Source organism: Thermococcus barophilus MP (assembly GCF_000151105.2).
In the GTDB taxonomy this organism is placed as follows: Archaea; Methanobacteriota_B; Thermococci; order Thermococcales; family Thermococcaceae; genus Thermococcus_B; species Thermococcus_B barophilus.
Map to the genome: position 1 here is coordinate 839,870 of NC_014804.1, position 24,428 is coordinate 864,297.

At 43.1% G+C, this 24,428-nt stretch carries 24 protein-coding genes and 1 tRNA gene; 8 read left to right on the forward strand and 17 right to left on the reverse strand.

Annotation, left to right across the window (positions count from 1 at the left end):
- Nucleotides 1–36: 36 nt before the first annotated feature.
- Nucleotides 37–1,320, forward strand: a complete 1,284-nt coding sequence (locus tag TERMP_RS04810) for a C69 family dipeptidase (protein ID WP_013467237.1) — start codon at nucleotides 37–39, stop codon at nucleotides 1,318–1,320.
- Here the strand turns inward: TERMP_RS04810 and galT are convergent.
- Nucleotides 1,310–2,296, reverse strand: a complete 987-nt coding sequence (galT, locus tag TERMP_RS04815; RefSeq protein WP_013467238.1) for a galactose-1-phosphate uridylyltransferase — start codon at nucleotides 2,294–2,296, stop codon at nucleotides 1,310–1,312. The two genes, TERMP_RS04810 and galT, sit on opposite strands and share 11 nt — an antisense overlap.
- Before the next feature lie 62 nt (nucleotides 2,297–2,358).
- A complete protein-coding gene (locus tag TERMP_RS04820) occupies nucleotides 2,359–4,554 on the reverse strand; it encodes a hypothetical protein (protein ID WP_148221067.1) in 2,196 nt (731 codons plus the stop codon).
- A 137-nt stretch (nucleotides 4,555–4,691) separates the two neighbouring features.
- Here TERMP_RS04820 and TERMP_RS04825 point away from each other — a divergent pair, with 137 nt between their 5' ends.
- Nucleotides 4,692–5,942, forward strand: a complete 1,251-nt coding sequence (locus TERMP_RS04825; RefSeq protein WP_013467240.1) for a glycoside hydrolase family 1 protein — start codon at nucleotides 4,692–4,694, stop codon at nucleotides 5,940–5,942.
- On the opposite strand, the gene TERMP_RS04830 is transcribed toward TERMP_RS04825, so the two are convergent.
- From TERMP_RS04830 to TERMP_RS04850, 5 genes are read right to left on the reverse strand one after another with little or no spacing between them, the layout of a single operon-like run.
- Nucleotides 5,939–7,246 carry a family 4 glycosyl hydrolase gene (locus TERMP_RS04830; protein ID WP_013467241.1) on the reverse strand — a complete coding sequence of 436 codons (1,308 nt, stop codon included), beginning with the start codon at nucleotides 7,244–7,246 and terminating at the stop codon, nucleotides 5,939–5,941. The two genes, TERMP_RS04825 and TERMP_RS04830, sit on opposite strands and share 4 nt — an antisense overlap.
- Nucleotides 7,246–8,070 carry a PIG-L deacetylase family protein gene (locus TERMP_RS04835; RefSeq protein WP_237702879.1) on the reverse strand — a complete coding sequence of 275 codons (825 nt, stop codon included), beginning with the start codon at nucleotides 8,068–8,070 and terminating at the stop codon, nucleotides 7,246–7,248. The genes TERMP_RS04830 and TERMP_RS04835 overlap by 1 nt, the downstream gene beginning before the upstream one ends.
- On the reverse strand, nucleotides 8,057–9,400 hold the full coding sequence (locus TERMP_RS04840) for an MFS transporter (protein WP_048159761.1): 1,344 nt from the start codon (nucleotides 9,398–9,400) through the stop codon (nucleotides 8,057–8,059). The genes TERMP_RS04835 and TERMP_RS04840 overlap by 14 nt, the downstream gene beginning before the upstream one ends.
- Nucleotides 9,387–10,484, reverse strand: a complete 1,098-nt coding sequence (locus TERMP_RS04845; RefSeq protein ID WP_013467244.1) for a glycoside hydrolase family 57 protein — start codon at nucleotides 10,482–10,484, stop codon at nucleotides 9,387–9,389. The genes TERMP_RS04840 and TERMP_RS04845 overlap by 14 nt, the downstream gene beginning before the upstream one ends.
- Nucleotides 10,485–10,493: 9 nt before the next feature.
- A complete protein-coding gene (locus tag TERMP_RS04850; protein ID WP_013467245.1) occupies nucleotides 10,494–11,549 on the reverse strand; it encodes a galactokinase in 1,056 nt (351 codons plus the stop codon).
- A gap of 89 nt (nucleotides 11,550–11,638) precedes the next feature.
- Between TERMP_RS04850 and TERMP_RS04855 the strand changes: the two genes are divergently transcribed.
- Nucleotides 11,639–11,726: transfer RNA gene (locus tag TERMP_RS04855), tRNA-Leu, on the forward strand.
- A gap of 169 nt (nucleotides 11,727–11,895) precedes the next feature.
- Here the strand turns inward: TERMP_RS04855 and TERMP_RS04860 are convergent.
- The 9 genes from TERMP_RS04860 to TERMP_RS11580 all read right to left on the reverse strand — a co-directional run bounded on the left by TERMP_RS04860 (nucleotide 11,896) and on the right by TERMP_RS11580 (nucleotide 19,984).
- On the reverse strand, nucleotides 11,896–13,065 hold the full coding sequence (locus TERMP_RS04860) for an NAD(P)/FAD-dependent oxidoreductase (RefSeq protein ID WP_013467246.1): 1,170 nt from the start codon (nucleotides 13,063–13,065) through the stop codon (nucleotides 11,896–11,898).
- Complete coding sequence (locus TERMP_RS04865; RefSeq protein WP_013467247.1) at nucleotides 13,055–13,348, reverse strand: (2Fe-2S)-binding protein; 294 nt, start codon at nucleotides 13,346–13,348, stop codon at nucleotides 13,055–13,057. Before TERMP_RS04865 ends, TERMP_RS04860 begins: the two co-directional genes overlap by 11 nt.
- A complete protein-coding gene (locus TERMP_RS04870; protein ID WP_013467248.1) occupies nucleotides 13,345–13,851 on the reverse strand; it encodes a 4Fe-4S binding protein in 507 nt (168 codons plus the stop codon). Before TERMP_RS04870 ends, TERMP_RS04865 begins: the two co-directional genes overlap by 4 nt.
- Nucleotides 13,848–15,284, reverse strand: a complete 1,437-nt coding sequence (locus TERMP_RS04875) for an FAD-dependent oxidoreductase (protein ID WP_013467249.1) — start codon at nucleotides 15,282–15,284, stop codon at nucleotides 13,848–13,850. Before TERMP_RS04875 ends, TERMP_RS04870 begins: the two co-directional genes overlap by 4 nt.
- 173 nt (nucleotides 15,285–15,457) lie before the next feature.
- A complete protein-coding gene (locus TERMP_RS04880; RefSeq protein WP_013467250.1) occupies nucleotides 15,458–16,597 on the reverse strand; it encodes an NAD(P)/FAD-dependent oxidoreductase in 1,140 nt (379 codons plus the stop codon).
- Nucleotides 16,587–16,883 (reverse strand): (2Fe-2S)-binding protein, encoded by a 297-nt coding sequence (locus tag TERMP_RS11675; RefSeq protein ID WP_013467251.1) that lies wholly within the window; start codon nucleotides 16,881–16,883, stop codon nucleotides 16,587–16,589. Before TERMP_RS11675 ends, TERMP_RS04880 begins: the two co-directional genes overlap by 11 nt.
- A complete protein-coding gene (locus TERMP_RS04885) occupies nucleotides 16,880–18,094 on the reverse strand; it encodes an FAD-dependent oxidoreductase (RefSeq protein WP_013467252.1) in 1,215 nt (404 codons plus the stop codon). The genes TERMP_RS11675 and TERMP_RS04885 overlap by 4 nt, the downstream gene beginning before the upstream one ends.
- A gap of 109 nt (nucleotides 18,095–18,203) precedes the next feature.
- Entirely contained in the window at nucleotides 18,204–19,811 is a 1,608-nt protein-coding gene (locus TERMP_RS04890; protein ID WP_013467253.1) for a sodium/proline symporter, read from the reverse strand.
- The gene (locus TERMP_RS11580; RefSeq protein ID WP_013467254.1) at nucleotides 19,808–19,984 is read right to left on the reverse strand and encodes a hypothetical protein; all 177 of its coding nucleotides are present in this window, start codon (nucleotides 19,982–19,984) and stop codon (nucleotides 19,808–19,810) included. Before TERMP_RS11580 ends, TERMP_RS04890 begins: the two co-directional genes overlap by 4 nt.
- Before the next feature lie 180 nt (nucleotides 19,985–20,164).
- Here TERMP_RS11580 and TERMP_RS04895 point away from each other — a divergent pair, with 180 nt between their 5' ends.
- Nucleotides 20,165–20,620, forward strand: coding sequence for a hypothetical protein (locus TERMP_RS04895; RefSeq protein ID WP_013467255.1), 456 nt, complete (start codon nucleotides 20,165–20,167; stop codon nucleotides 20,618–20,620).
- Between the two features lie 5 nt (nucleotides 20,621–20,625).
- Here TERMP_RS04895 and TERMP_RS04900 read toward each other — a convergent pair whose 3' ends face one another.
- Nucleotides 20,626–21,789: an OBG GTPase family GTP-binding protein gene (locus TERMP_RS04900; protein ID WP_013467256.1), complete on the reverse strand. Its 1,164-nt coding sequence runs from the start codon at nucleotides 21,787–21,789 to the stop codon at nucleotides 20,626–20,628.
- A 141-nt stretch (nucleotides 21,790–21,930) separates the two neighbouring features.
- Here TERMP_RS04900 and TERMP_RS04905 point away from each other — a divergent pair, with 141 nt between their 5' ends.
- From TERMP_RS04905 to TERMP_RS11640, 4 genes are all read left to right on the forward strand, one after another.
- Nucleotides 21,931–22,383 carry an Lrp/AsnC family transcriptional regulator gene (locus tag TERMP_RS04905; protein WP_048159929.1) on the forward strand — a complete coding sequence of 151 codons (453 nt, stop codon included), beginning with the start codon at nucleotides 21,931–21,933 and terminating at the stop codon, nucleotides 22,381–22,383.
- 96 nt (nucleotides 22,384–22,479) lie between these two features.
- Nucleotides 22,480–22,980, forward strand: coding sequence for a deglycase PfpI (gene pfpI / locus TERMP_RS04910; protein WP_013467258.1), 501 nt, complete (start codon nucleotides 22,480–22,482; stop codon nucleotides 22,978–22,980).
- Nucleotides 22,981–23,091: 111 nt separating this feature from the next.
- On the forward strand, nucleotides 23,092–23,553 hold the full coding sequence (locus TERMP_RS04915) for a PspC domain-containing protein (RefSeq protein ID WP_013467259.1): 462 nt from the start codon (nucleotides 23,092–23,094) through the stop codon (nucleotides 23,551–23,553).
- 4 nt (nucleotides 23,554–23,557) lie between these two features.
- Complete coding sequence (locus tag TERMP_RS11640; protein ID WP_013467260.1) at nucleotides 23,558–24,427, forward strand: hypothetical protein; 870 nt, start codon at nucleotides 23,558–23,560, stop codon at nucleotides 24,425–24,427.
- Nucleotide 24,428 lies beyond the last annotated feature (1 nt).

The window sequence follows — 24,428 nt, forward strand, 5'->3', positions numbered from 1 at the left end:
TATAAACCTTTATCTAAACATTCAAAGGGGAATCTTATGTGCGACATATTAGTTGCCACTCCAGATGCCACTAAAGAGGAAATAATGATTTTTGCCAAAAACAGCGATAGAGACCCAAATGAAGCCCAAATTCTGGAGTTTCTTCCAAGGCAGAAACATGAAGAAGAAAAGGTTAAGCTCACCTATGTTGAATTCCCGCAAGTTAAGGAAACCTACGCCGTAATCCTCTCGCGCCCCTGGTGGATGTGGGGAGCAGAGATGGGAGCCAATGAATTCGGTCTTGTAATTGGAAACACAGCTGTATTTACAAAGCTGAAAGTTCCCGAGAGAGGAATTTTAGGCATGGATATGATACGCTTAGCTTTAGAGAGAACAAAATCAAGCAGAGAAGCTTTGGATTTCATAATTTCACTAATTGAAAAGTATGGCCAAGGAGGAAACGGGAGCTACGAGCATAAACTTCTGTATCACAACTCCTTCATAATCGCTGATAAAAACGAAGCATGGGTTGTTGAAACCGCAGATAAGCACTGGGTTGCCAAGCAGATTAAAGATGTTTACTCCATCTCAAACGCCCTCACCATAGAGAATGAGTGGGATTTGGCATCGGAGAGCATTGAAAAGCTTGCAAAGGAAAGGCCAAACTTCAACTTTGCTAAATATTTTTCCGACAGATTTTACACCCACTTTGCTCACGGCAGGGAGAGGAGAAATTTCACATATAAAAAGCTCAGCGAGAAGAAAGGGGAAATAACCCTCGAATATATGATGCAGATTCTTCGCTCTCACCAAGCTGAAGACTTTGAGCCTGCCAAAGGTTCTATGAGGGATATATGCATGCACTTTGGAGGCTTAACGAGGCCGTCTCAGACAGCCTCATCTCAGATATCAGAGCTTTATGACGATTTACCTGTGCACTGGTTCACGGGGACTTCACTTCCATGTTTAAGCATCTTTAAGCCAATATACTTTGAAAGCGGAATCCCAGATTTGGGGGAGAAGCCGACGAACAGGTACAATCCAAACAGCTACTGGTGGAGATTTGAGCTCTTCCACAGAAAGTTTCAGATGAACTACAAAGCCTACATAGAGGAGTTTGCTAAAGAAAGGAAAGAACTGCAGAAGAAGATAATCGAGAGGGAAAGGCAAGTTAGAGAGAATCCATCTCCAGAGGAGCTCAGGACTTTAACAGAGTGGGCTTTCGAGGAGGAGAAGAAGTTGATTGATAAGTGGAACGCAAAGGTTAAGCCGGGGAAGCTGCCGTTTTTATACAGGAGGAACTGGAAGAAGGTGAATGTGAGGGCGGGGATTAAACTCTAAAACATCTCCCCTTAGCTTCAACTCTCTCCAGTATTTTCTTGCAGGCTTCTCTTAGCTTTTGAGCATTCTCCTCCTGAACTCCATCGTAGGTGAACTCCCAAGTGCCGAGCTCAATGCCTGCAGCATATTTCAGCTTATTTCTATCCCTTAGCATGGGATAAAACTCGATGTGAAGGTGATAAAAATCATAATGACCTTTAAACGGCGCCTGATAGACGTTCATCACGTAGGGCATCTGCCTTTCAAAGAGAGCGTTGAGCGTTGCCGTTGCAACCCTTAAAATGTCGGCTAAATCTTCAATCTCCTCACTATTCAATTGCGTCAGCCACTGCACGTGCTTCTTTGGATAGATATGAATTTCAAAGGGCCAGTTAGCGAAGAACGGCATGAATAACATAAAGCTTCCATTCTCATAAATAGCCCTCTCACTCTGCATTTCTTCTCTTAGAATTCTGCAGAAGAGACACTCACCAAAGCGCCTGTAATGCTTCCTTGAGTTCTCAATTTTCAGGCGGGCCTTTAGGGGGATAAACGGCAGAGCATAGAGCTGTCCATGTGGATGTGTTAAGCTAACACCGATCTCTTCACCCTTATTTCGAAAGATTGCAAGGTATGCAACGTGAGGATTATCCTTTAATTCCATAGTTACATTTTTCCATAATTCAACAACCTTAACCATCTGCTCCAGAGAAAGCTCGTCCAAATCCTTCAGATTATGCTCCGGAGTTTCCACTATAACGCTGCACTGCCCGATAGCTCTGGCTTTTTTGTAGAAATCTTCATTTTGAGGCTTTTCCGCTTTGAAATCAAGCATCGGAAACTTATTCGGCAAAAGAAGAACCTCCCAGCCAAAACCAGTTTCCTCACCCCCCGGACAGAAAGGACAGAAATTCTTAGGACGCCAGGGTCTCTTTTTTCTCACGGCAGAAACCATTATCCATTGACCCGTTAACGGATTGTAGCGGAGCTCCCTCATTCTCCCACCAGAGAAAAATGTCAGTTAAGCTTAATTTTTCTTTCGGTGGAAAAATAAAAAAGTCAGCCGAAGAGGTCTCCTATGACCTCCACCACCCTGTACACCTTTATGACCACCTTAAAGACAAAGACCCTCAAAGTCCTCCCAAACCCGACGCCGCTGTACCTTATCTCTCCCATTTTTAGGGCATTTGTAGCAGTGCTCATGGGGTCTTCCGAGCTTATGATCCTCCTCGCAACCTCCTCGTCTGTCCATGCCCTCATCGTGGGCTCCGAAATTCTGCCCTTTGAAAATTCCGTTATATAGCCTCCTTCCGTCACGATACCTACGTTGAGAACGCTACCGTTTTCAAGGGATATCTCAAGGTCTATCCTCTCATTTCCTGCTATTCTTTTAATGAATCCGGGAAGATTGTCGGCGTTTTCATTGTAAACCGGGACATATTCCTTTAAAAGCTCAAAGAGCGTTTGCTCCTCGACGGCTTCAACGGGTTCGGCTTCAAGCTCATTTATGCCGCCCGTGCTTATCATGAGCCCGAGTATGGTGTATTCAATGAACATTTCGGGATCTCCTGCCCATTCAACCTCAATGAGGTTTTCCTCTCCGAGAAGCTCCTCGTCCATGTAGTAAACGAGTTCGAAGGCATCAAGGTCGGGCTCTCCATCGTATGCAATGATGGGCTCCACCATTGTTAGCTCCAGCATTTGCCCATTCATATAGAGCACTATGTTCCTGAACATCTTTTCCCCGTACTCCACAACCTCCGGCGTCGCCTCAACGAGTATGCTCACGTAGGGCTGGTTGTCCGGGTCAAGCTTTACGACCTTCAAAAATTCCTCATCCAGGTCCCACGAGACCTGTTCCGGTCTTCTGGCCGTCCGCTTTGGAGGGACGGGCTGTCTTACGGGGTCAATGATGTCTTTGAGAATGGAGAGCTCTATCCTTTCCCTGTTCCCGTGGTCGGAAACCCAGAACACCAGCTGCTCGTTTTTGTTCATCTTTTTGCTGACGTTCACAATCGCCTCGTAGAGGGCCTTCTTCGTTCCGGGTCCGTCCACATAGCCGGGAACGTTTGTGCCGTCCGGCATCGTCTTCCCGTTTCCGGCAAGGACTATTATGTCGGTGTCCGTAAAGCCGTGCTTTTTGAGGGCTTTGTACGCCCTGTCGAGGTTGTTCCAGTGTCTTTTGCTGTCCGCATCCCCTGCAAAGAGAATGGCGTGCCTGCTCTTCACGTCTGAACCGTCCGCTTTCTTTCCAATCTTTATGCTGTCGCCCCTGCCAACGGAGGTATACTGCGGCCGCTCGATGTCTTTTTTCCACAGACCGTAAGGCCCCTTTATATCCTCCATTTCAGCCCTTCTGGCCAGCTCTTTTATTGTTGGGGCGTCCTTACCCGTCTTCGCAAGTTCCTCCCCAACTTCCTTTGGGTAGAACCCCTCAGGTTTTTCAAACCCCTTCCCCTTGACCTCCGGGAAGGCATCGGGATTGTAGTCATCGCCTAAACCCCACGCCGGTTCATCGTGCTTGGAAGCGCTCAAAAATGCCGCATCTCCAGTCCCCTTCAGCTTTTCTTTAAGGTCGTCAATCATTCCTCCGCCAAAGCACTGGTTGAAGATGAAGACCATGTTCGCGTAGCCCGTCCTGTTGGCTATCCACATGTGTATCATGTTTGCAAGCTGCCAGTCGTAGATGTAGCCGCCGGAGCTTGATACCAGACTGCTTGCGTAGCTGGGGGGCTGGTCGTAGAAGTAGGAGCATTTTTCGGAATACAGAACCGCCGGGGTCACCTTGACCTCTATGAGAGCCTTCCCCTTGTCCAGCTTTATCTCGTATATCCCGGGCTTCGTGACCGTTATGGAGCCCGAGCCGAGCTGGGTGTTTGAAAAAATGGTGTTGTGCTCCTCCATGCCCACCTCAACAGTTATCGGCTTTATCGGGGAGCACTCCTTGTGGCTGTAGAGCAGGCGCTTTTTTATGTAGCCGTTTTTGCCCTTCAGCGTGTCCCAGTCGTAGTAGAACATGTCGATCTTTCCGTCTTTGGTGCCGTGCCCGCTGTGCGTGACCTTATACGTGCCGATTATGTCCGCGTATCCGTTCGCACCGTCGTCCATATCCTCGCTCAGGGACATGCCTATAAAGTACACGTTTACCTGAACCGCAGGCTGACCGGGCGGGTCAAAATGGGCTCCTATTGGAGATGTAGCCATTGAAAATATGACCAGAATGGCAACCAGCAAGCTTTTTTTCAATATTACCACACACCCAAACAGTTTTCATTAGACAACTAAAGTTCCAAGTTCTTTCACCAAAATAGGAACTTTAGCTTAATATATGTCAAGATTGACATCAAAGTTTATTAACATACCGCCACATATTTGGGTAATGGGGAGTTGCAATGTTAAAATTTCCCGACCACTTCATATTTGGCACAGCCACGTCTTCTTACCAGATAGAAGGAGACAACATATGGAGCGACTGGTGGTACTGGGCAGAAAAAGGGAGGCTCCCTAAAGCCGGAAAAGCCTGCAACCATTGGGAGCTCTACAAAGAGGACATAGAACTGATGGCATCACTCAATTATCCCGCTTACAGGCTCTCAGTGGAGTGGGCAAGGATTTTCCCAGAAGAAGGAAAGCTCAATGAGTCTGCTCTTGAGAGATATCAAGATATTATAGACCTCCTCAACAAAAAAGGAATAACCCCAATGCTCACGGTTCACCACTTCACCCTTCCAATGTGGTTTGCCCTAAAGGGAGGTTTTGAAAAAGATGAGAACCTCAAGTACTGGGAAGAATACGTTAGCGTCATAGCTGAACTTAAGGGTGTTGAACTTGTAGCTACGTTTAATGAGCCGATGGTTTACGTTGTCGCTGGTTATCTTATGGGAATGTGGCCCCCTTTCAAAAAGAACCCCCCAAAGGCTGGAAAAGTCGCCGCCAATCTGATAAATGCCCATGCAATAGCTTACGAAATTCTCCACGGAAGGTTCAAGGTTGGGATTGTTAAGAATTATCAGCATTTCATTCCAGCTACGAACTCAAAGAGAGACAAGGAAGCGAGGGACAGGGTTGATTATCTCTTCAACTGGGCTTTCATTGACGGCATTTTCCACGGAAGCTACGAGAGCTTCATGAAAAAATACAAAGTAAACGAAAGCGATTTGGACTTCATAGGCATAAATTACTACAACATCCAGAAGGTCAAAAAGAGCTGGAATCCGCTGAATCCATTCATAGTTGAAGATGCCAGTGTGAGCAGAAAGACCGATATGGGATGGAGTGTCTATCCAAAGGGAATTTATGAGGGGATAAAAGCCTTTTCAAGATACGAAAGACCAATGTACATAACGGAAAACGGCATAGCAACGCTTGACGATGGGTGGAGGATAGAGTTCATAATCCAGCATCTGCAGTATGTCCACAAAGCTATTAGAGAGGATCTTGATATCAACGGCTACTTTTACTGGTCACTCATGGACAACTATGAGTGGGCTGAGGGATTCAGACCAAGGTTTGGACTCGTTGAGATTGATTATGAGACCTTTGAGAGAAAGCCAAGAAAAAGTGCATACGTTTATGGTGAAATTGCCAAGAGGAAGGAAATAAGTAATGAGCTGTTGGAGAAGTATGGTCTCAGAGAGCTTTAACTTTTTATCATTTTTCTGATCTCTTCTGCATCTTCTTTGCTGAACTGAGGAAGCATATCTAAATTGATCTCGATTAGCTCAGCTATAGCTTTTAAGCCACTCTCTGCATTATTTACAACAGGATCAAGGAGAACCGCTTGTACAACTTTTTCTATATTGCCTTCCGCTGCAGCCTCAGCTGAGAGCTTCTGGATCTCTGCTTGAGTTCTCAGCATCGGTATTACCTCCCTCGTAAGCTTAACCTTCAAAGGCTTGATTCCCTTGGGGGAAACTTCAGCCGGCACTTCTACTACAGTTCCATAGGGCAAATCAATGTAGCCTTTATTAGGAACATTTATAGCCTCCTGAAGCTTTTTGTTGCCTTCAAGCCCTTCAACGATATTCATTGCAATATCTGGGAACTTAATGAACTTGTTAAATGCGAACTTGGGCACGAAACCTTTTAGGAACAGCTGCAAAAGCTTCCTAACTTCCTCTCCCTCTTTTTTGGTCCGTTCTATCCACTTCAATCCTTTTTTCTCTTCGGGAATTAAGTCCCATGCAAAGCTGAGGTACTCTCCAATGTGATTGTCACTCGGAGAGGGGAACAAACCAAAAGCTCTGTATAAGAGCAGAGACAAAGGTTCAAACTTTGGATTCCTCTCTAACGCGGAATCAAGCTTTTCATAACTTTCTTCCCCATCAATGTAAAGCTCCGTGATCCATGTGAAGTGATTAAGACCAGCAGCAATGAAAGTTATTTGGTTTTCTTTAACCCTCAGTAAGGGGGCTAATGTTTCTTTCCTCTCAAGATAGCCCGTGCACAGTCCATAGGCATTCCTCAGCTTGGTGTAGTTTAAGACAGCATACGTAACTCTTGGCTCTGGATTTGAGTAGATGAAAACACGAGCATCACTGTTTATGTCTTCAATCTTTTTCGCAACATCCAAGACTATGGGAACAACCCTCAAAGTGTGGCTTAAACCACCGATGCCGCCGTTCTCCCCTAAGACCTGCTTTATGCCGTATTTATGGGGAACCTCAAAGTCCAGCCTCCAGCGCTTGTAGCGCTCTTTTTCAACCGATATAACTGCATAATCGATACCAAAATCCTCAAGCTCTCGGATGTCTTGGAAAGTCCAAATTTTCAGCTCCTTCTTAAAAACTCTGCCAATTTTTCTCCCTACAGCCTCAATAAATTCCAGACGCTCTTTGTCAATATCAACGAGGTAAATCTCTGCCTTACTCAAAATTTCGCTGTTCGCTATTGTATAGAGGGCTAAAGGAGTAAAGATGCTCCCAGCACCTATAAAGGCTATTCTCATCAAACCACCTCTGCAAAGGGGGTAACATGCAACAGCAGCCTTGGAAGAACTTTAATACCTTCTCCGTACATAGCTCCAATTTTCTTCCCATAGAACATCCCAACAATTCTAATAAAGAGCTCCCATTGTTGCCAGTTCTTTTCAAACTGGCTTCTATGCTCTTTTAGAGCTCTGAGTTTTACATCAAAAACATCTGTCACATCCTCGATGTAGTTGGGTCTTGCAGTGTAGTATAAGGCAACCAGTGGAACTTCGTAAGGTGTCAAGCCCTTCTCAAGATCACCTTTGTTTATATACGGAAATGGAGCAAAAAAGACAGCTTCCAAAGCCAGAAAGCCAGCGTTTCTATGATCCGGATGGGCCTCATATGGAAGCCAAGGATCAGGGGCAAAGACGATATCGGGCTTCTCTTTGCGGATCACGCTTATTATTCTGTTTCTTACTTCAGGAGAGTAAGGAAGCTCTGTGTCTTTATAATCAAACCATATCAGCTTTTTAACTCCAATAACTTTTGCAGCTTTTTCCTGCTCCTTTTTTCTAATCCCAGCGAGCTCCTGAGGAGAAATCATAGGATCCCTGGTTCCCATAGTCCCATCTGTCAGCGTTAAATACACAATTTCCTTTCCTTCCAGGAAAAGCTTAGCCAAAATTCCCCCAACTGCAAGCTCACAGTCGTCTGGATGTGGCTGGATGCACAGAACTTTCTCAACATTTTCAAAGGGATTGTCCAAATCAATCCTAAGTATGTTCTGAAGTAAAAACTTAACCGCTTTTTTCTGATCTAAGCTCCCGAGCATTTGATTCAACATTTCAAATGACATCATAATTACCCCTCCTCAAAATTTCTTCGGCTCTTTTCTTCAAAATCTCTTGGATCCTACTCCTATCTTCCGGGTATTGCTTTCTAATCCACAGCCAGACAAGAGCACATGGAATCCAAAAGAGCGAGCCGATTATGAGAGCATATTCATACGCCAAAGCATTTGAGTAGCCGGCATTTCTGAGCGTCTCTATCAGGAATCCCCCGAAAAGAGGGCCAAGGGCTTTTCCAACGTTGTCTATTATGTTGAAGACTCCGAAGACTGTGCCCCTGTCCTCGGGGAGGTTAACCTGAGAAATTATTGCCGTAACGTTCGGCCCAGCAAAGCTCACAAGCTGAAGAAAGAGAAGTGAATAAAGTGCAAGGACAATCCAGCCTTTAATACTGAGCTGACTTGGAAGGGGATATATAATAATTCCTATCGCCGCAAGCATACCTAAGAATATTGCCAAGCCCGTTACAATCGCTCTGCCCCCTCTCATCTTCCCTTCAAAGTAATCCCCAACAAAACCGCCGATAAGAGTCCCTATAACTGTCGCAATCCCTAAAATTAGCAGAACAAACGTCGCCGTGTCTTTTGCCATTCCTCTTGTGACGATAAGGAATGAAACCAGCCAGTACATTAAAACACCCCACGGAACAGTTCCACTTAATCCCTGAAGGAATATCAGGAGATTCGTCTTTGTTTGGAAGGATTTTTTAACAGCATCCCAGCTGAGTCTGTAGGTGTATTCGTAGCCCCTCTCAAGAACTTCTTTCAGGACTTTTTCCCCTCCTCCCCTCTTAGGTTCTTCTGCTATCAGATAAAACAGGGGTGCGAGAATAAAATTTGGAACAGATGCTATTATAAACGGCGGTCTCCAGCTCGCTATTAGTCCGGCGATTATCATTCCAAAGAGCGTTCCAAATCCAAAAGCCGTCTGAATATATGCATACCCCCGTCCTCTGTGCTCCTCCTCAAACATATCCGCTATCAGAGAATATCCTATCGGAATTATTGAACCAACTCCAATTCCAGTAAAAAGACGCATGAGCAAAAGCTGCCAATAGCTGTGAACAAATGCAGTTAAGAAACATGGAATTTCCCCGATTAGGACGCCAATTACAAGAAGCTTTTTCCTGCGTCCAATGTCTGAAAGGAACCCCCAGATGAGGGTTATTAATGCACTCGTTGCAACAAAGATCGTCGAAACTAATCCCATTTGGGTTTCGCTTATGCCGAACTCCTGCATAATCTGCTGGTAATTTGGGGGCAGAAGGTTTTGATCTGCCATCAAAAAAGCAGCCATCAAAATAAGGAGCACAATAGATATCCTGCGTCTAATGTTTCCCATAACCCTCCCTCCAGGCTTGATAAATAGCCTTAAACGCATCTAATCTTCTCTCAGCCAGAGGTTCCCAACCGCGAGCATCACTGTTTTCAGCTAAAAACGCATGTTCCCACTTCAACTCCCACGAAAGCATGTTCAATCTTCGATTCCCCCAATCTTTTGTCCAAATATCCAAACCTTTGTCCGGTGCCCAGCTTGAAGTTCTTAGATAAAGACTCCTTCCGCTGTGTTTCAGCCTGCTTGGAAGAACAATCTCATTGTTGAGCTCATTTATTAACTCTCTGAGCTTCTGGATGCTCAAAACATAACCTGCCAAATCCCTGTATCCGAAAAACTCCAGATCAGTACCATATAATATTATTTCATCCAGCCCTTTAATCCACTTCACAGCTTTCTTAACATTCATCAGCGGAAACCCGCCTATTCCGAGCATAACGGCAGTGTTAACCGCCACCCACACTGGGATGCCTGTTATTTCTTTTACCGCTTTGAGAGTAACCTTTCCACCAAATACAAGCTTTATTGCACTTTTTAGTTCTTTCAGACCGAGAAGATAATTCCAATAGACAAATCCCTCTCCTCTTTGTGCTTTAATTAAATGAGGATAAAGAGGTTTTATGGGCTTAATTGCTGAATTTAAGTGATTTGAGAAAAGCAGCGCTTCCCCATCAACAAAGACTTCATCATAGCCACAGTCTCTTAAGATAGCAGGTATTATAGGATCATAAGCCAATTCGGGAAGCCAAAAAGCCTTCGGTTTCACTTCAAAGGTTCTCTCTTTAACTGCTCTGTCTTTCATTATCTGGGCCTCTACCCTATCCAAGGGAAGGAGGGGCAGAATAGCATGAGTGTAAGCAGTGCCAGTAATCTCAATTAGATCGCTTTCCACACCCTCTTTTATAAGTGTTATCAGGTCTTTTGGGAGATACTTGAGGGAAAAACCCGTAATGTTTAAAGCAAATGGAATCTCGCTTTTTATTAGCTCTAAGATTGTTGGGATGTATGACTTTTCAACAACTTTTGGAATCTCACTCTTTGGAATCTCAGCATACTGAAGGTTTGCATGAAATACCAAGGCATTTGCCATTTCACTCACCTAAACCATCTTCACCCCATCAGAAGCTTCAACTAAAAAATACTGGGCTTTCCAGTTGAATGCCTTAGTGTATTCCCTCAAAATTTTCTCCCCAATTTTCTTAGATTCTTCTCTATCCACTACAGCTATCGCTGCTCCTCCAAACCCTGCCCCAGTTAGTCTTGCCCCATAGGCTCCAAGCTTGACAACTTTTCTTACAAAGAAATCAAGCTCTCCACAGCTCACGCCATAATTCTCAGCTATATCCCAGTGAGCCTTTGTCAGAATTCTTCCAAATTGTTCTATATCTCCTTCCTTGAGGGCTTCTTTTGCTTCTAAGACCCTTTCATTTTCCCTTATAATGTAGGCAAAGCGCTTTTTGTAAATTCCCGGCAATCCTCTTAAATCTCTCTCAGTTACTTCTTTTGAGGATTTCTTTCCTATGCGCTTGAGGATTGTTTCTGCCACTCTCCTTCTATCAGCATAGGCAGAAGCCGCCAACTTACGCCTAATGCCTGTGTAGAAAACCAAAATCTGCATATCTTTGGGAAGAGGTATGTACTCATAGTGAAGAGTTTCAGTATCAATGAACACTGCATGTCCCTTTTTTCCAAGGGCAATTATAAATTGATCCATTATACCACAAGGAATACCAACAAACTCATTCTCTGCCTTTTGTGCAAGGAGTGCCATATCTTCTCTTGAAATCTCCAAGTTGTAGACTTCATTCAGAAACTGCATTATTGCAAGTTCAAAACTCGCCGAGGAGCTTAATCCAGCTCCAATCGGCAAGTTACCGCTGATCCTCCCTCTAATTCCCCTAAGCTTGAAACCCGCCTCAAAGAGAACCTTGTAAATTCCTTTAACATAGTCAATCCATGAATTCTCCTTTTCAAGGTTATTTAACTCAAAAGTCCTTGTCTCTTTAAAGTGTTCCGAGTACAACTCCACAGATTCACTTTTCTCACCTTCAATAACTGTGTAAAGATTCACAGCCATTGGCATAACATAGCCAAAGGTATAATCTGTATGCTCACCAATCAAATTAACCCTTCCTGGAGAAATAACCTTATACATGGAACTACCCAAAGAGTAGTTTTGTATCTTGTTATATTTAAGCTTGCCTCAGAAACCTTTAAATATTGCAGGTAGCTGATAAAATTCGGGCGGGGGTTGCCGAGCCTGGTCAAAGGCGCGGGATTTAGGGTCCCGTCCCGCAGGGGTTCCCGGGTTCAAATCCCGGCCCCCGCACCAGAAACTTTTCTGAGAAAAGCTTGATCAAAGTTCGTTTATTATTTTCAAAGTGCTTTTTTGGAGTATATTCCTGCTTAGTTAGCAGTTTCTTAGGGGTTCACTCAAAAAAGCCCTACTGATGCAAAAAGAAACCACCCTAAAACGGAAACCAAAAAAGAAGAATCAAAAATCAACCAATCTGGAATGCTGCACTTCTCAATTCTCCACGCTCAAATCTGTGTGGATCATACCACTCCCAATCAAGTGGAACTTTGCTCTTTCCTTTCACTATCAGCTCTGCAATTGCCTCACCAACTCCTGGTGCCATCATGAAACCGTGCCCACTAAAGCCAGCAGCTATATAAAACTCATCCACATACTGAATCCTTCCTATTGCAGGATTGCTGTCTGGTGTTTTGGCATAAAATCCTGCCCACTGCCTAACGACGTGAACATACTTCAAAGCAGGAATAATTTTTGTTGCCCACTTAAGAACTTCCCTCATGAAGTCATATGTAGGTTGAACATCATCCAAATAAGTGAGCTTCTCAAGCCCAGTTCCGCAGATAACACCGCCGTCTTCACCATCTTGGATGACATAAGAGTCGTTCCATGCTGGGGGGCACGTCAATGGTTCAATCTGACCCGGAGCTATTGGCTCGGTTTTGACAAGTTGATGTTTGTACGGCTTTATTGGGATAAAATCCCTCTTCAGCCCAGCCATTTCATTTATTATTGGTGCCCAAGCATTTGCAGCGTTAATTACTATTCCAGTCTTTATTATGCCTTTTTCCGTTTTAACCCCTTTTATTTCGCTCTTTTCCACCAATATATCAACCGCCGGTGTATATTCGTAAATCTCAACACCAAACTCTTTTGCTTTCTTTGCAAACCCGTAAACAACGTGGAACGGACTTGCCTTGCCATCTTCAGGGTTCCATGCACCCGCTAAGAAAGGCTCTGTATTAAGGGGTGGGACAATTTCTTTTGCCTCATCCATGCTAATGAGCCTTGTAGGCACTCCAAACTTGTTCTGAAGCTTTATATTTTTCTTAAATACTTCAACTTCCTCCTCACTTGTTGCTAAGAATAGATATCCGCTCTGTTTGAAGTTTATATCATGCTCAAGCTCATCACTAAGCCTCCTCCATCTATCGATGTTGTACTTTTGAAGCTTTATATTTGCTTCATCGGTAAATTGTGCTCTGATTCCAGAGGCACATCTGAAGGTTGAACCTGAACCTATGTAGTTCTTCTCAAGGACAACAACGTCTTCAACACCAAGCTTTCCTAAATGGTAAGCTATTGAGAGTCCAATGACGCCTCCACCAATAATGACAACTTCAGCTCTACTCTTCATTTCCATCACTCTCCATCTCACCCACCAATACTCCGGCTGGAACGGGTCTCACGGGAATTCTTGTTGCAGGAAGCTTGATTTCGTTTGGTCTTCTACCAGTTTTTCTTGCAAGAATTGAGATCACCATCGGAAGGCAAGTCCTTCCTTGACACGGCCCCATGCCTATCCTTAAAAGCCTCTTTATCATCTCGATGTCAGTGACTCCCTGGTCTATTAGAGCCTCGATTTCCTCCTGAGTTACCTCATTACAGCGGCAGATTATGATGTTTTTCTTATTCCTCATTCTCTCACCACCTTGACAGCTCTGACATCCCAAGCGAGTTCAATCGGCATTTCAACCGTTATTATTGGCGTATCTCCCTTGCTCTTCCCTCTCGGCACCACTGTAATCACCTTCCCTCTTCCTACTTCTTCTCCGACTCTGTTGAGCAAAATCACTTCCTCTCCAACCTTTGGGACTGGTAGAAGCTCATGTGGCATAGTCACTCTGGCTTTATCACCAACGTAGTGAATCATGAAGAATGCCAAGCCGGGACAAATCTGCACACAGAGAGAACAGCCAATGCATTTTTCGTAATCAACGATCGGAGTTGCATTTGGATTTTCCATAAGAACAGCGTTTGTGGGGCAGATTTCCTTACACGGCGTGCACGGAATTTCCTGAGGACATTCAGGAATTGCAACAGGTCTTTTCCTCAAGCGCTCCTCGCTGGGAAGCTCTATGGCTTTCTTGAGCTCTTCAAGTGTTATGAATCCCTCTCTGAGGTAGTGTGGAATTTCACTCATTTTACCACCACCTTCTTAATACCCTCAAGAACTTTCCTACCAAATGGCCCGGCTCTAAACTCGTCAAGCTCTTTCTGGGCTTTTTCTATCTCTTTGAGCCATTCTGGTGGTGCAATGCCAATTTCCAGAGCGGCGGCAATTCCAGCTATCTTTCCTTCAAGCATTGCCGTCGTTGCCTCTTCAATTCCCGCCGAATCTCCAGCGACAAAGATTCCCTTAACTGTCGTTTCCATTCTGCTGTCTCTAATCACAACGTGCCCTCCAAGCTCTGGAACGTATTTAATTTGACAGCCGACCTGATGAAGGAGCTCTATGCTTGGCCTTAGTCCAACGGCTAAGGCAATAACATCAACATCAAATACTTTCTCGGTTCCCGGAATTGGTCTCCATTTTTCGTCAATTTGAGCAACAACTGCTCTCTCAACTTTTTCTTTTCCTTCAGCTCTAAGAATTGTATGTCTCGTCAGAATTGGAACACCCAATCTTCTAACCTTTGCTGCGTGGACGAAATAGCCTCCAATCTTTGGCATAGCCTCAACTATAGCTTTTACTTCAACACCAGCCTGGATCAGCTGGTAAGCTAAGATTAATCCAACGTTTCCGGCACCAACAATGAGAACTCTATCTCCAGGTTTGACTCCATATGTGTTCATTAATGTCTGAATGGCTCCCGCTCCGTAAACACCAGGCAGATCATTGCCCTCAAAGGGTATCATCTTTTCCATTGCTCCAGTTGCCACAATAACAGCTTTTCCTCTAAACTCAATCAGCTCTTTATTTTTCCTGACTCCAACTACGAGCTTTTCATCTCCATCCTGAAGAAGCATTATCGCTGAAGTTTCAAGGAAAATCTCAATGTTTTCTCTTTTTCTAACTTCTTCCTCTAAAATTTCCGCTATCTTGATCCCTCTAACTCCTGCAAACTGCTCTCTCTTTCCAAAGAACTTATGGGTCTGCTTTACCAGCTGGCCACCAAGCATTGGATTTTCATCAAGAAGAATGACCTTAGCTCCGGCATCAGCAGCATTTACTGCAGCCATAAGTCCAGCAGGTCCTCCACCAATAATCACTATATCACCAGAAACTTTTTCTGCCTCCTTCCATTCTGGAGGTTTTGCATCCCTGGGCAGTGTTGGCTTCTCCCATTGCATTCTTATATCCATGCCCTCTTCAACGAGTGTTATGCATGTTCTTACATTCGGAATTCCATTCACTGTCATCAAACATGAGGAGCACTTTCCAATTGCACAGAACAAGCCTCGAGGTCTATGTTTGTGAACACTGTATCCAAGAACTCTTATACCAGCAGCATGTAATGCCATGACTATTGTCTCTCCTTCATATGCCTCAACTGGTTGTCCCTCAAAATAGATTGTAATCTTTCTGCCACGCTTTTTTTGAAAATCAAGAACAGGGTGTTCAGTGAGCCTCATAAGTTTCACCAGCATGAAATATGTAAAACTTGTTTATGAGGATTTTCTGATAAAAAAGTTTTGCACCTTTGGTTGCCTTTCTTTTGTCTAATTAAGATTTCAGAATATAACAATGTCCAATTAATCTGAGAATAGACGAAAATCTTTCAATAAAAAGGATTATAAGATAAAAATCATCCCATCTGAAGTGCGGTTTCCCTTAACTCTCCACGCTCAAAGCGATATGGATCATACCATTCAACTGGCAAATCAGTTCTTCCTTTTGTTATCAAATCTGCAAGCATCTCAGCAACAGCTGGAGCCATCATAAAGCCATGTCCACTAAAGCCGGCAGCAATGTAGAATTCATCAATCTCTTCTATCCTGCCAATTGCTGGATTGCTGTCTGGTGTTTTGGCATAGAACCCAGCCCATGTTCTAAGGATTAAAAGCTCACCAAGAACTGGAATTATCTTTATAAATGCTTTACTAACTTCTCTTATAAACTCATAAGTGGGTGTTAAATCGTAGGTAGGGCCGTATTCAACCCCTACTCCCCCAATAATACCACCATGTTCTGTTTGAGTTAAATATGCATCGTTATACTTCAAGGATATCACCATTGGGTTGATCTGTCCTTCCTTAAGTGGCTGTGTAATAACTCCTTGATGTTTATATGGTTCAATCGGGATTTTAATTGGAATTTTAGCCATTGCATTAATCAGCTTAGCCCATGCATTTGCGGCATTTACAATAATCCCGGTTTCAATCATACCTTTATTTGTTTTAACTCCCTTTATCTCACCTTCTTCAACTATTATGTCCTTTGCCTCGGTATACTCTAAGATTTCAGCACCAAGTTTTTCTGCTTCCCTTGCAAACGCAGTTGTGGCAAAGAATGGGTCAGCTTTTCCATCAGTTGGATTCCATGATGCTGCAATAACTTCACTCGTATCCAAAACAGGGACGATCTCTTTAGCCTCTTCTGGGGTTATCAGCCTTGTAGGAACTCCAAGCCTGTTCTGGAGCTTTATATTTTTCTTAAACTCCTTCACTTCCTCATCGTCATAGAGAAGAAATAGATATCCCGTCTGCTTAAATGGAAAACCAAGTTCTTCACTGTATTTCTTCCACAGCTCAACTGAACGTTTCATAACCTTAATGTTGGCTTCATCAGTAAACTGCTGTCTTATTCCAGTTCCGCACCTAAAAGTTGAGCCCGAACCAATGTACTTCTTTTCCAGCACTGTAACCTGTTCTCCCCTTTTCGCAAGCTCATAGGCGAGTGTAACTCCAACAATCCCCCCGCCAATGATAACAATCTCACTCCTCATCTGCCATCACCTTCATTTTCACTGGTCTGACTGGCATTCTGGCAACCGGCAGCTTTATCTCCTTCAAATCCTTTCCTGTCTTCCACGCAATTATCTGAGCCACCGTGTCAATGCAGTATCTCCCCTGGCAGAAACCCATACCAACATGGGTCAACCGTTTAATTAATTGGATGTCCGTAATCCCCTGATCAATTAAGTCAAGAATGTCTTTCAGTGTAACATCACATCCGCATATAAAAACCTCTTCTGGATTAACCTTCTCTAAATCAAGATTGAACTTAATCATAAAATCACCTCCTCAAGAAGAGATGCTTTATTCCCAATTTTCTTGAGAAACTCCTCTTTTATTTGATCAACATTGCTTTTGAATCCAAATTCCTCAAGGATATAAGCTCCAACCAATCTACCCTCGAGATAGTTTTCGTAACTTCCTTTAATCCAAGAAGCGTTTCCAGCTATATAAACTCCGTCAACAATCTCATTTCTTTTGTTCCTAAGAGGAAGATAACCACCCAGATCTTCCACATACGTTATCTCAGCTCCCACCTGCTGTGCCAAATGAATATCAGGTCTGTATCCCTCGGCGATTATCAAAGCGTCTGTCTCATAAACATTCCCTTTTGCATCTACAACCCTCTCAACCTCGTTCTTTCCTTCTGCTCTTACTATCGGATTTTCAATGAGGATATAATTTAAACCATGATTCTCAAATTCTCTGGCAATATTTTGAGAATTGCTGCCGTAGAGTGTTATCTTGTTCCCAGGTTTGACACCCCAGATGTTTAACAATTCAAGAACAAAATCCTCTCTAAATACGCCAGGCATTTCGTTGTTCTCAAACAGTGCAAATTTTGCTATGCCTCCTGTTGAAACAACAACCCTCTTAGCTGTAACCTCTATTAGGTCTTTTTCCTTATTTGCAACTACAATAAAATAATCTCCGTCACGAAAGACACCAAGAACTGGCGTCCTTGTAAAGGCTTTAACCCTGAGCCGTTCAACAAGTTCCTTTCTAAATTCTTTCGGCTTTTTACTATTACTAAGAGGCACGCTCCTCTTCAGCAAGCCCCAGCCTAATCTTCCCTTTTCCTCAAAAATCATGACATCAAGACTGTCTTGCATTTCCAGAGCAGCCCCTAATCCCGCAGCACCGCTACCAACAATCACAACATCAGTATAATACCTTTCAACTTTGCCCATTTCTCCCAAATGTTCCGGTAGGGGTTCCATATAGCTCTGCATTTCAATTTTCATCCCATCCCAAACCTTAGTCTTCCTGCCATCATAGTTCCTGACACCATTAACAGTTACAAGAACTGGACCAAAAGTGAATGCCCCCCTTTTTCGTCCATGTCCGCTCAGTGTGATCCACTTTATCCCATTTGCAAGCAGTGCAACATGAATAGGCTCTCCTTCGTATGCTTCAAGAGATTTCCCCTCAAAATAAATTGTAACTTTCTTAGAGGAATCCTTCTCATACAGATCTAAAGGGCGCATGATATCACCTTCTTTAGCTTAATCCCATATTGTAGAACTCTTTGAGGCTTATAAACCTTAATGTTGAAACTAAAGGTTTTAAACAAAAAGTTAAAAACAGAATGAAGAATCAAGCAAACCCTCTGGCTTTGATGAACTCTGCGACATTTTCAATTTGGCTCTTTGCCCTTGCCTCCATAACTTTCTTGCTACCTTCCTGCACTGGAACCTTCTTGAAAATCTGCTCATGAAGCTTAACAACGTCTTCTGGTGGCTTCGTTAGCAAGCTGATAATAATTATTATAAACAGTGTGACAAAGAAGTTTATGAAGAACACTGGAACGCCATTGAAGATCGATCCAAGGGTTCCAAAGAATCCCGGGGCATTTGGATTGAATGCCCATCCATAAATCTTTGACTCAAGAATGACCTCAGAGATTAAACCGTATGCCATTCCTATAATTCCAGCCTCTTTTGTAACCCTCTTCCACCACAGACTCAGGGTTAATATTGGGCCAAATCCAACAGCCAAGCCGCCCCATGCAGTCGCAACCATACCATAAATGAACTTGCTTCCCGTCAGTGCTCCGTAGAGTGCAAAGATTGCAACGCCTAAGACAACTATTCTACCGATGTTGACTATCTGCTTCTTCCCAAGCTCCTTTCCAAGAACTTTGTGATACAGATCTCTCGTAACCGCTGAGGAAGCAACCAGCAATTGGGAGTCGGCAGTACTCATTATTGCTGAAATTATACCTGCGATGACGAATCCAGCCAGCCAGGAGGGCATGAGCTCAACAGCCATTGCAGGAATGACTCTCTCTGGATCACTAACTTGTAGAATCCCCGCCTTCACCATAGCATATCCAAGGAATCCAGCAAAGAATGCGCCCCAGAGGACGATAATTGTCCATATGCCGCTGATGAATATACCGGGTCTCCTGAGCTTCCTTGGATCTTCAACACTCATGTACCTTGTGACTATGTGAGGCTGACCAAGATATCCAACGATCCATGAAGCATAACCGATGGCAAAAATCAATGCAGCAAACCCGACAGCTCCTCCGAATGGATGTAGCTTTGCAGGCTCCATGTATTGGGTTGCCTTTTCAAGCCCGCCAATCTTTGCAAGGGCTAAGATGGGCACTATAATAAGTGTCAGCAGCATAAACAGCGCCTGCACTACATCTGTCCAAACAACTGCAAAGAATCCTCCCGTAATAACATAGGCAGTCAGTATAATCACTGTTATTAAGATACCAGTGTTTACACTGATATCAAACGCCTGGGCTAAGGCTTTTCCACCCGCTGCAAATTGTGCTGCTACATAAGCTGTCATGAAAACCAATATAATCGCAGCACCAAGGATTCTAATCAGCTTTGTATCATCCTTAAGCCTCGCCTCCAAGTAGTCTGGGACTGTAATTGCCCTGAATTTACCTGCATAAATTCTCAATCTTGGCCCAATTAGCACATAGTCTGCCAAGGTTCCAAAGAGACATCCAATTGCCGCCCAAAATGCACCCAAACCTGCTTTAAATGCACTCCCTGGATAACCAAGCATCAGCCAGCCAGAGAAGTCGCTTGCTTTATCACTGAGAGCGGCAGCAAGAATGTGGACTTTTCTTCCACCAACGAAATACTGATCTTCGGTTTTTGTAAACCTGTTTGCCCACCAGCCGATGTATGCCAAAAGGGCCAAGTATGCCAAAAAACCAATTAGTATGCCAGCGTTCATTTCTTACCCCCCTCAAGCTCTTTTAGCAGCTCCTCGTCGTATGCCAGTATTTCATCGTCTACATAGTATTCTTTGCCTGTTATTTTGTCCCAAAAGCCATACAGCACCATTACCAAAATCCCTAAAAGAGTAGGTACAATCAATGTTGCCCAAGCAGCACCACTAAGGCCCATTTTTTCACCTCCGACAACTTGGTGCAGCAACAATGTACTGCAATTTTCATTTATACACTTTACGTATATAAAACTAACGCCGCACAAAATTTGGATATGTGCAACAGATTTTTATGAATTATACTTCATCAATTAGTGTTATAAGCAAGGAGTATGTTAAACTGTTATGGGGATGGTCAAATGGGAATCGCAACGGTTAAAGTCATGAAGCCAGTATTTAAACCAAAAGATGAAAGGAATGCAAAATTTGTTCTCTATCCCTATAGAATATACCACATAAAACTCTTTTACAAACGTCTAAAAATGTCCGATAGAGTTATGGACTATTTTGCATACGTTGACTGCTACCGTTTTGGAGTTGAAAGGGGAGACGGTATTATAGACATCCAAGAGTGGAAAGTCCCAGAAGATGCAATTATGCCATCAAATATAACAAAGGAGGAAGCAAAACAAAAAGCAGTGGAGAGCGCATTTAATTGGGGAAACCTGATGGTCATAAGCTGGTGGACGCCAAAAGTGGAGGTAGTGAAAGAAGTGGAGGCATACAAAGTATTCTGGATATTTAAAGAAGACGAAGAGGTCTATGTGATGGATAGTCTAACCGGAGACAAGTTTAAGTTCAAAGACTTAATGTAACGATGTCACCGTGCATGAATCTCAACTATATCCCCATCCTCTAATACATGGTCAGCTCCGACCCTTTGTCCCGGGAATTTCACACTCTTACCCCATACCCTTGCATATTTGAATTTCTTGGCAAAATCCTTATGGATTCTCTTTGCAACATCCAAAACAGTTGCACCTTTCCTAAGAGCAATTGGAGGATAAGCCGGTTCCTCTCCCGGAGATTTTGTGAAAACCCTAATTATACCAGCCAGCTCATAAAGAGCATCTTTAACAACATCAATATTTATCCCCTTCTTTGCCGAAACGGGAACTATTTTAAAGCGATTCCCGTATTCTCTAACCAATTTTTCATAGTTTTCTCTGCTTCCAGGGGCATCTCCCTTATTTGCAATAATTATTGCTCTCCTCCATACTAAGCTCTCATCCAGAGCATCAGCAAACTCCTCAAGCGTTACCGGTTCTTTAACTGTTATCTCCGCAGAGTGGATTTTCTCCTCGCGGAGCATTTTCATGACTTCCTCAATATCGCCCTTAATGTTCTCCTGCCCGTTAATTACAATTCCTCCATATGGCATCTTTTTGATTTCAATTCTTGGTTTTCTCTTGTTGATTTTAATCCCTGCTCTTTCAAACTCTTTTAGAATTATCTCCATTTGCCTGATGGGATCCTGAGAGAGATCAATGACAATAGCAATTGCATCAGCATTCCTAATCACAGCCAAAAGCTGAGTTCCCATGCCTTTCCCCAATGACGCACCTTCAACTAAACCAGGAACTTCAACCAGCTGGATTTGAACGTCATTATGTTTCATCATTCCAGGAATCGGCTCAACAGTTGTGAATGGATAATCGGCAACATCAGTATCTACTCCAGTAAGCCGTCTTAAAAGAGAAGATTTACCTACATTCGGCAGACCAGCGAGAACTATTTGGGCTGCACCTTCTTTTTTGACACTGAAAGAATAACCTCCCCCTTTTCTCTGAGCTTGTTGCTTTTCAAGCTCCTTCCTAAGCTCTGCTAATCTTCGCTTTATTTGGAGTCTGAGCTTTTCTGTTCCCTTATGTTTTGGAACAGTTGCATACATTTTTTCAAGTGCTTTGATTTTTTCTGCGATTGTTTTTGCATTCCTATATTCCTCTTCTGCCGCAAGATACTCTGCTGTAACGTTGGTCGGCATAAAAGTCACCTCTTTAAAAACGCTACTCTCGCCATTAGATGTTAATGGAGTGATTTTATAAAGATATGGTTCCTATGTACCTCGTTCAAATATCATCAAATTTATATACTTTGCCGAAAAATTTTAGAAGGGTGGAAGATGGTGAGGGCTACTCTTGATGATACTGACAAAAAAATTTTGGGAATACTTCAGAAGAACAGCCGAACTCCCTTGAGGGAAATATCCAAAGCAGTTGGGCTGGCTGAATCGACGATTTACGAAAGGATAAAGAAGCTTAAAGAAAATGGCGTGATCAAAAAGTTTACTGTAATTCTTGACCCCGAGGCACTTGGATTCACAATGCTGTCGTTTATCCTAATTAAAGCAAAAGCTGGAAAATACGCTTATGTTGCCAAAGAACTTGTCAAATACCCTGAAATTGTGGAAATCTATGAGACTACCGGCGACTATGATATGATAGTTAAAATTAGAACAAGAGGAAGTGAAGAGCTTAATGAGTTCCTTGACAAAATTGGAGAGATTGATGGCGTTGAGGCAACACACACAATGGTAGTTCTGAAGGTACATAAAGAAACTACAGAACTTCCCCTCTAATTTAGGTTTTTACCCATTTTTGTCCATTTTTGAGTGAAAATGTTTATAAAGATGCAGTTCTAATCTTATCTGAACGTTATTATGGAGGTGTCAAAAATGAAAGTGCTGTTTCTGAGTGCAGATGACTTTGAGGATATTGAGCTAATTTACCCCCTTCACCGCATAAGGGAAGAAGGGCATGAAGTGATTATAGCAAGCAATAAGAAAGACTATATAACCGGGAAACATGGATACAGGGTTAAGGTTGATTTAACTTTCGATGAAGTCGATCCAGACGAGTTTGATGCCCTTGTTCTACCGGGAGGAAAAGCGCCGGAGAGAGTAAGAATCAATGAAAAGGCTGTGGCAATAGCGAGGAAGATGTTCAGCGATGGAAAACCAGTGGCAACAATCTGCCATGGGCCTCAAATTCTGATATCAGCGGGAGTTCTAAAAGGAAGAAAGGGAACATGTGTAATAACAATTAAAGACGATCTTATTAATGCTGGAGCGGAGTTCATAGACAAAGAAGTTGTAGTCGATGGAAATTGGGTAAGCTCAAGACATCCCGGCGATTTATATGCCTGGATGAGAGAATTTGTTAAGCTGTTAAAGTGATTCTTCCCCTGTTTCTTTGTTTCTTGTGATGATAATTTTTATATATCTCTTCTTGGACTTTAGTAACGGAAACACCATATGTGAGTACTAAATTTACATGAGGGGGTAGGAATGGAAAAGAGAAGGCTTTATCGTTCAAAGGATGAGAAAATATTTTTGGGAGTTTTGGGAGGGATAGCAAAGTATCTTGATGTCGATCCCACACTTGTGAGGATAATCTATGTCATCCTACTCTTTTTGGCTCCTGTAACTGCAATATTGATGTACTTCGCCTTGGCCCTCATAATGCCGGAAGAGCCTGAGGAAGAGATATCTTTTGATAAACTTCCTGAAAAAGCGGAAAAAATTGCAAAAGAGATTGATGAAACACTGACACAAGCATTTAGCTCTAAAAAGCCAGCCTCAACGGTTAAAGACCACAACAATGAAAAGCTCCTCGCAATAATTTTAATTGTTCTTGGTGGAGTCCTGATTTTAAGAAAGATAACTCCCTTCATGTGGTATCTTCAGGGTGATATTCTCTTAGCAGTCTTGCTGCTCCTATTTGGAATATACTTGCTGATTAGGGGGTGAAAACATGGGAAGAACACTTGGACTTTTCCTTTTGTTCCTTGGAGCACTAATACTCCTCAAAAAGTTCTACCCTGAGACGCTAACATATTTAGCTCCATATGCTCACTACATAAAGGCATCATTTTGGGGTGTTGCTCTTATCTGCCTTGGTTTATACTTGCTCTCAAAGAACAAAGCTTGGAGAACTACAATCAGTGCAATCTTTATTCTCTATGTTGCCCTTTACTTAGTGGTTCCTGACGTCGGCACAACTTCCTGGTACTCAATAGGGGAGTGGTTTGGGGAGAAAATTGAGGAAGAGATGCACACCGTTGGAGAATTCCAAGCCTCTGAGCTGATTATTCAGGACATTGTAGCTGAAACTAAAATAATAAGCACTGATGGAAACTCAATAAAAGTCACATCGAATCTTCCCATTCAGGGAGAAATAAGTGGAGATACACTTATTCTTAAATGTACTAAGATATGCAGCAAATATAAGAACGGCAAGCTGATTGTAGAGGCAGGTAAAGGACTCTTGAAAAGCCTTGAAATAAGCAATACTGTTGGGGATTACTACATAAACCTCGAAGATAACCTAAGCCAAATCATGATAAAAAATACCGTCGGAAGATTCAGCATCTCACAGATGAGAAGTGAAGAGCTTTATCTGAGCGACTTCGTTGGGGATTTCAACATAGAGATTGAGGAATGTTCTCAGATCACCATGGAAGATGGAATCGGCGATGTAACAATTGATGTACCATCGGAATACAAAGTTGTACCTATCATAAGGGACTCCGCAACAAAAATTGAGACTAACTCCAATGAAAGCGGTACAAAAACATTAAAGCTGATAGTTGACAGCGTAATAGGAAGAGTAAAGGTGAGCTGAG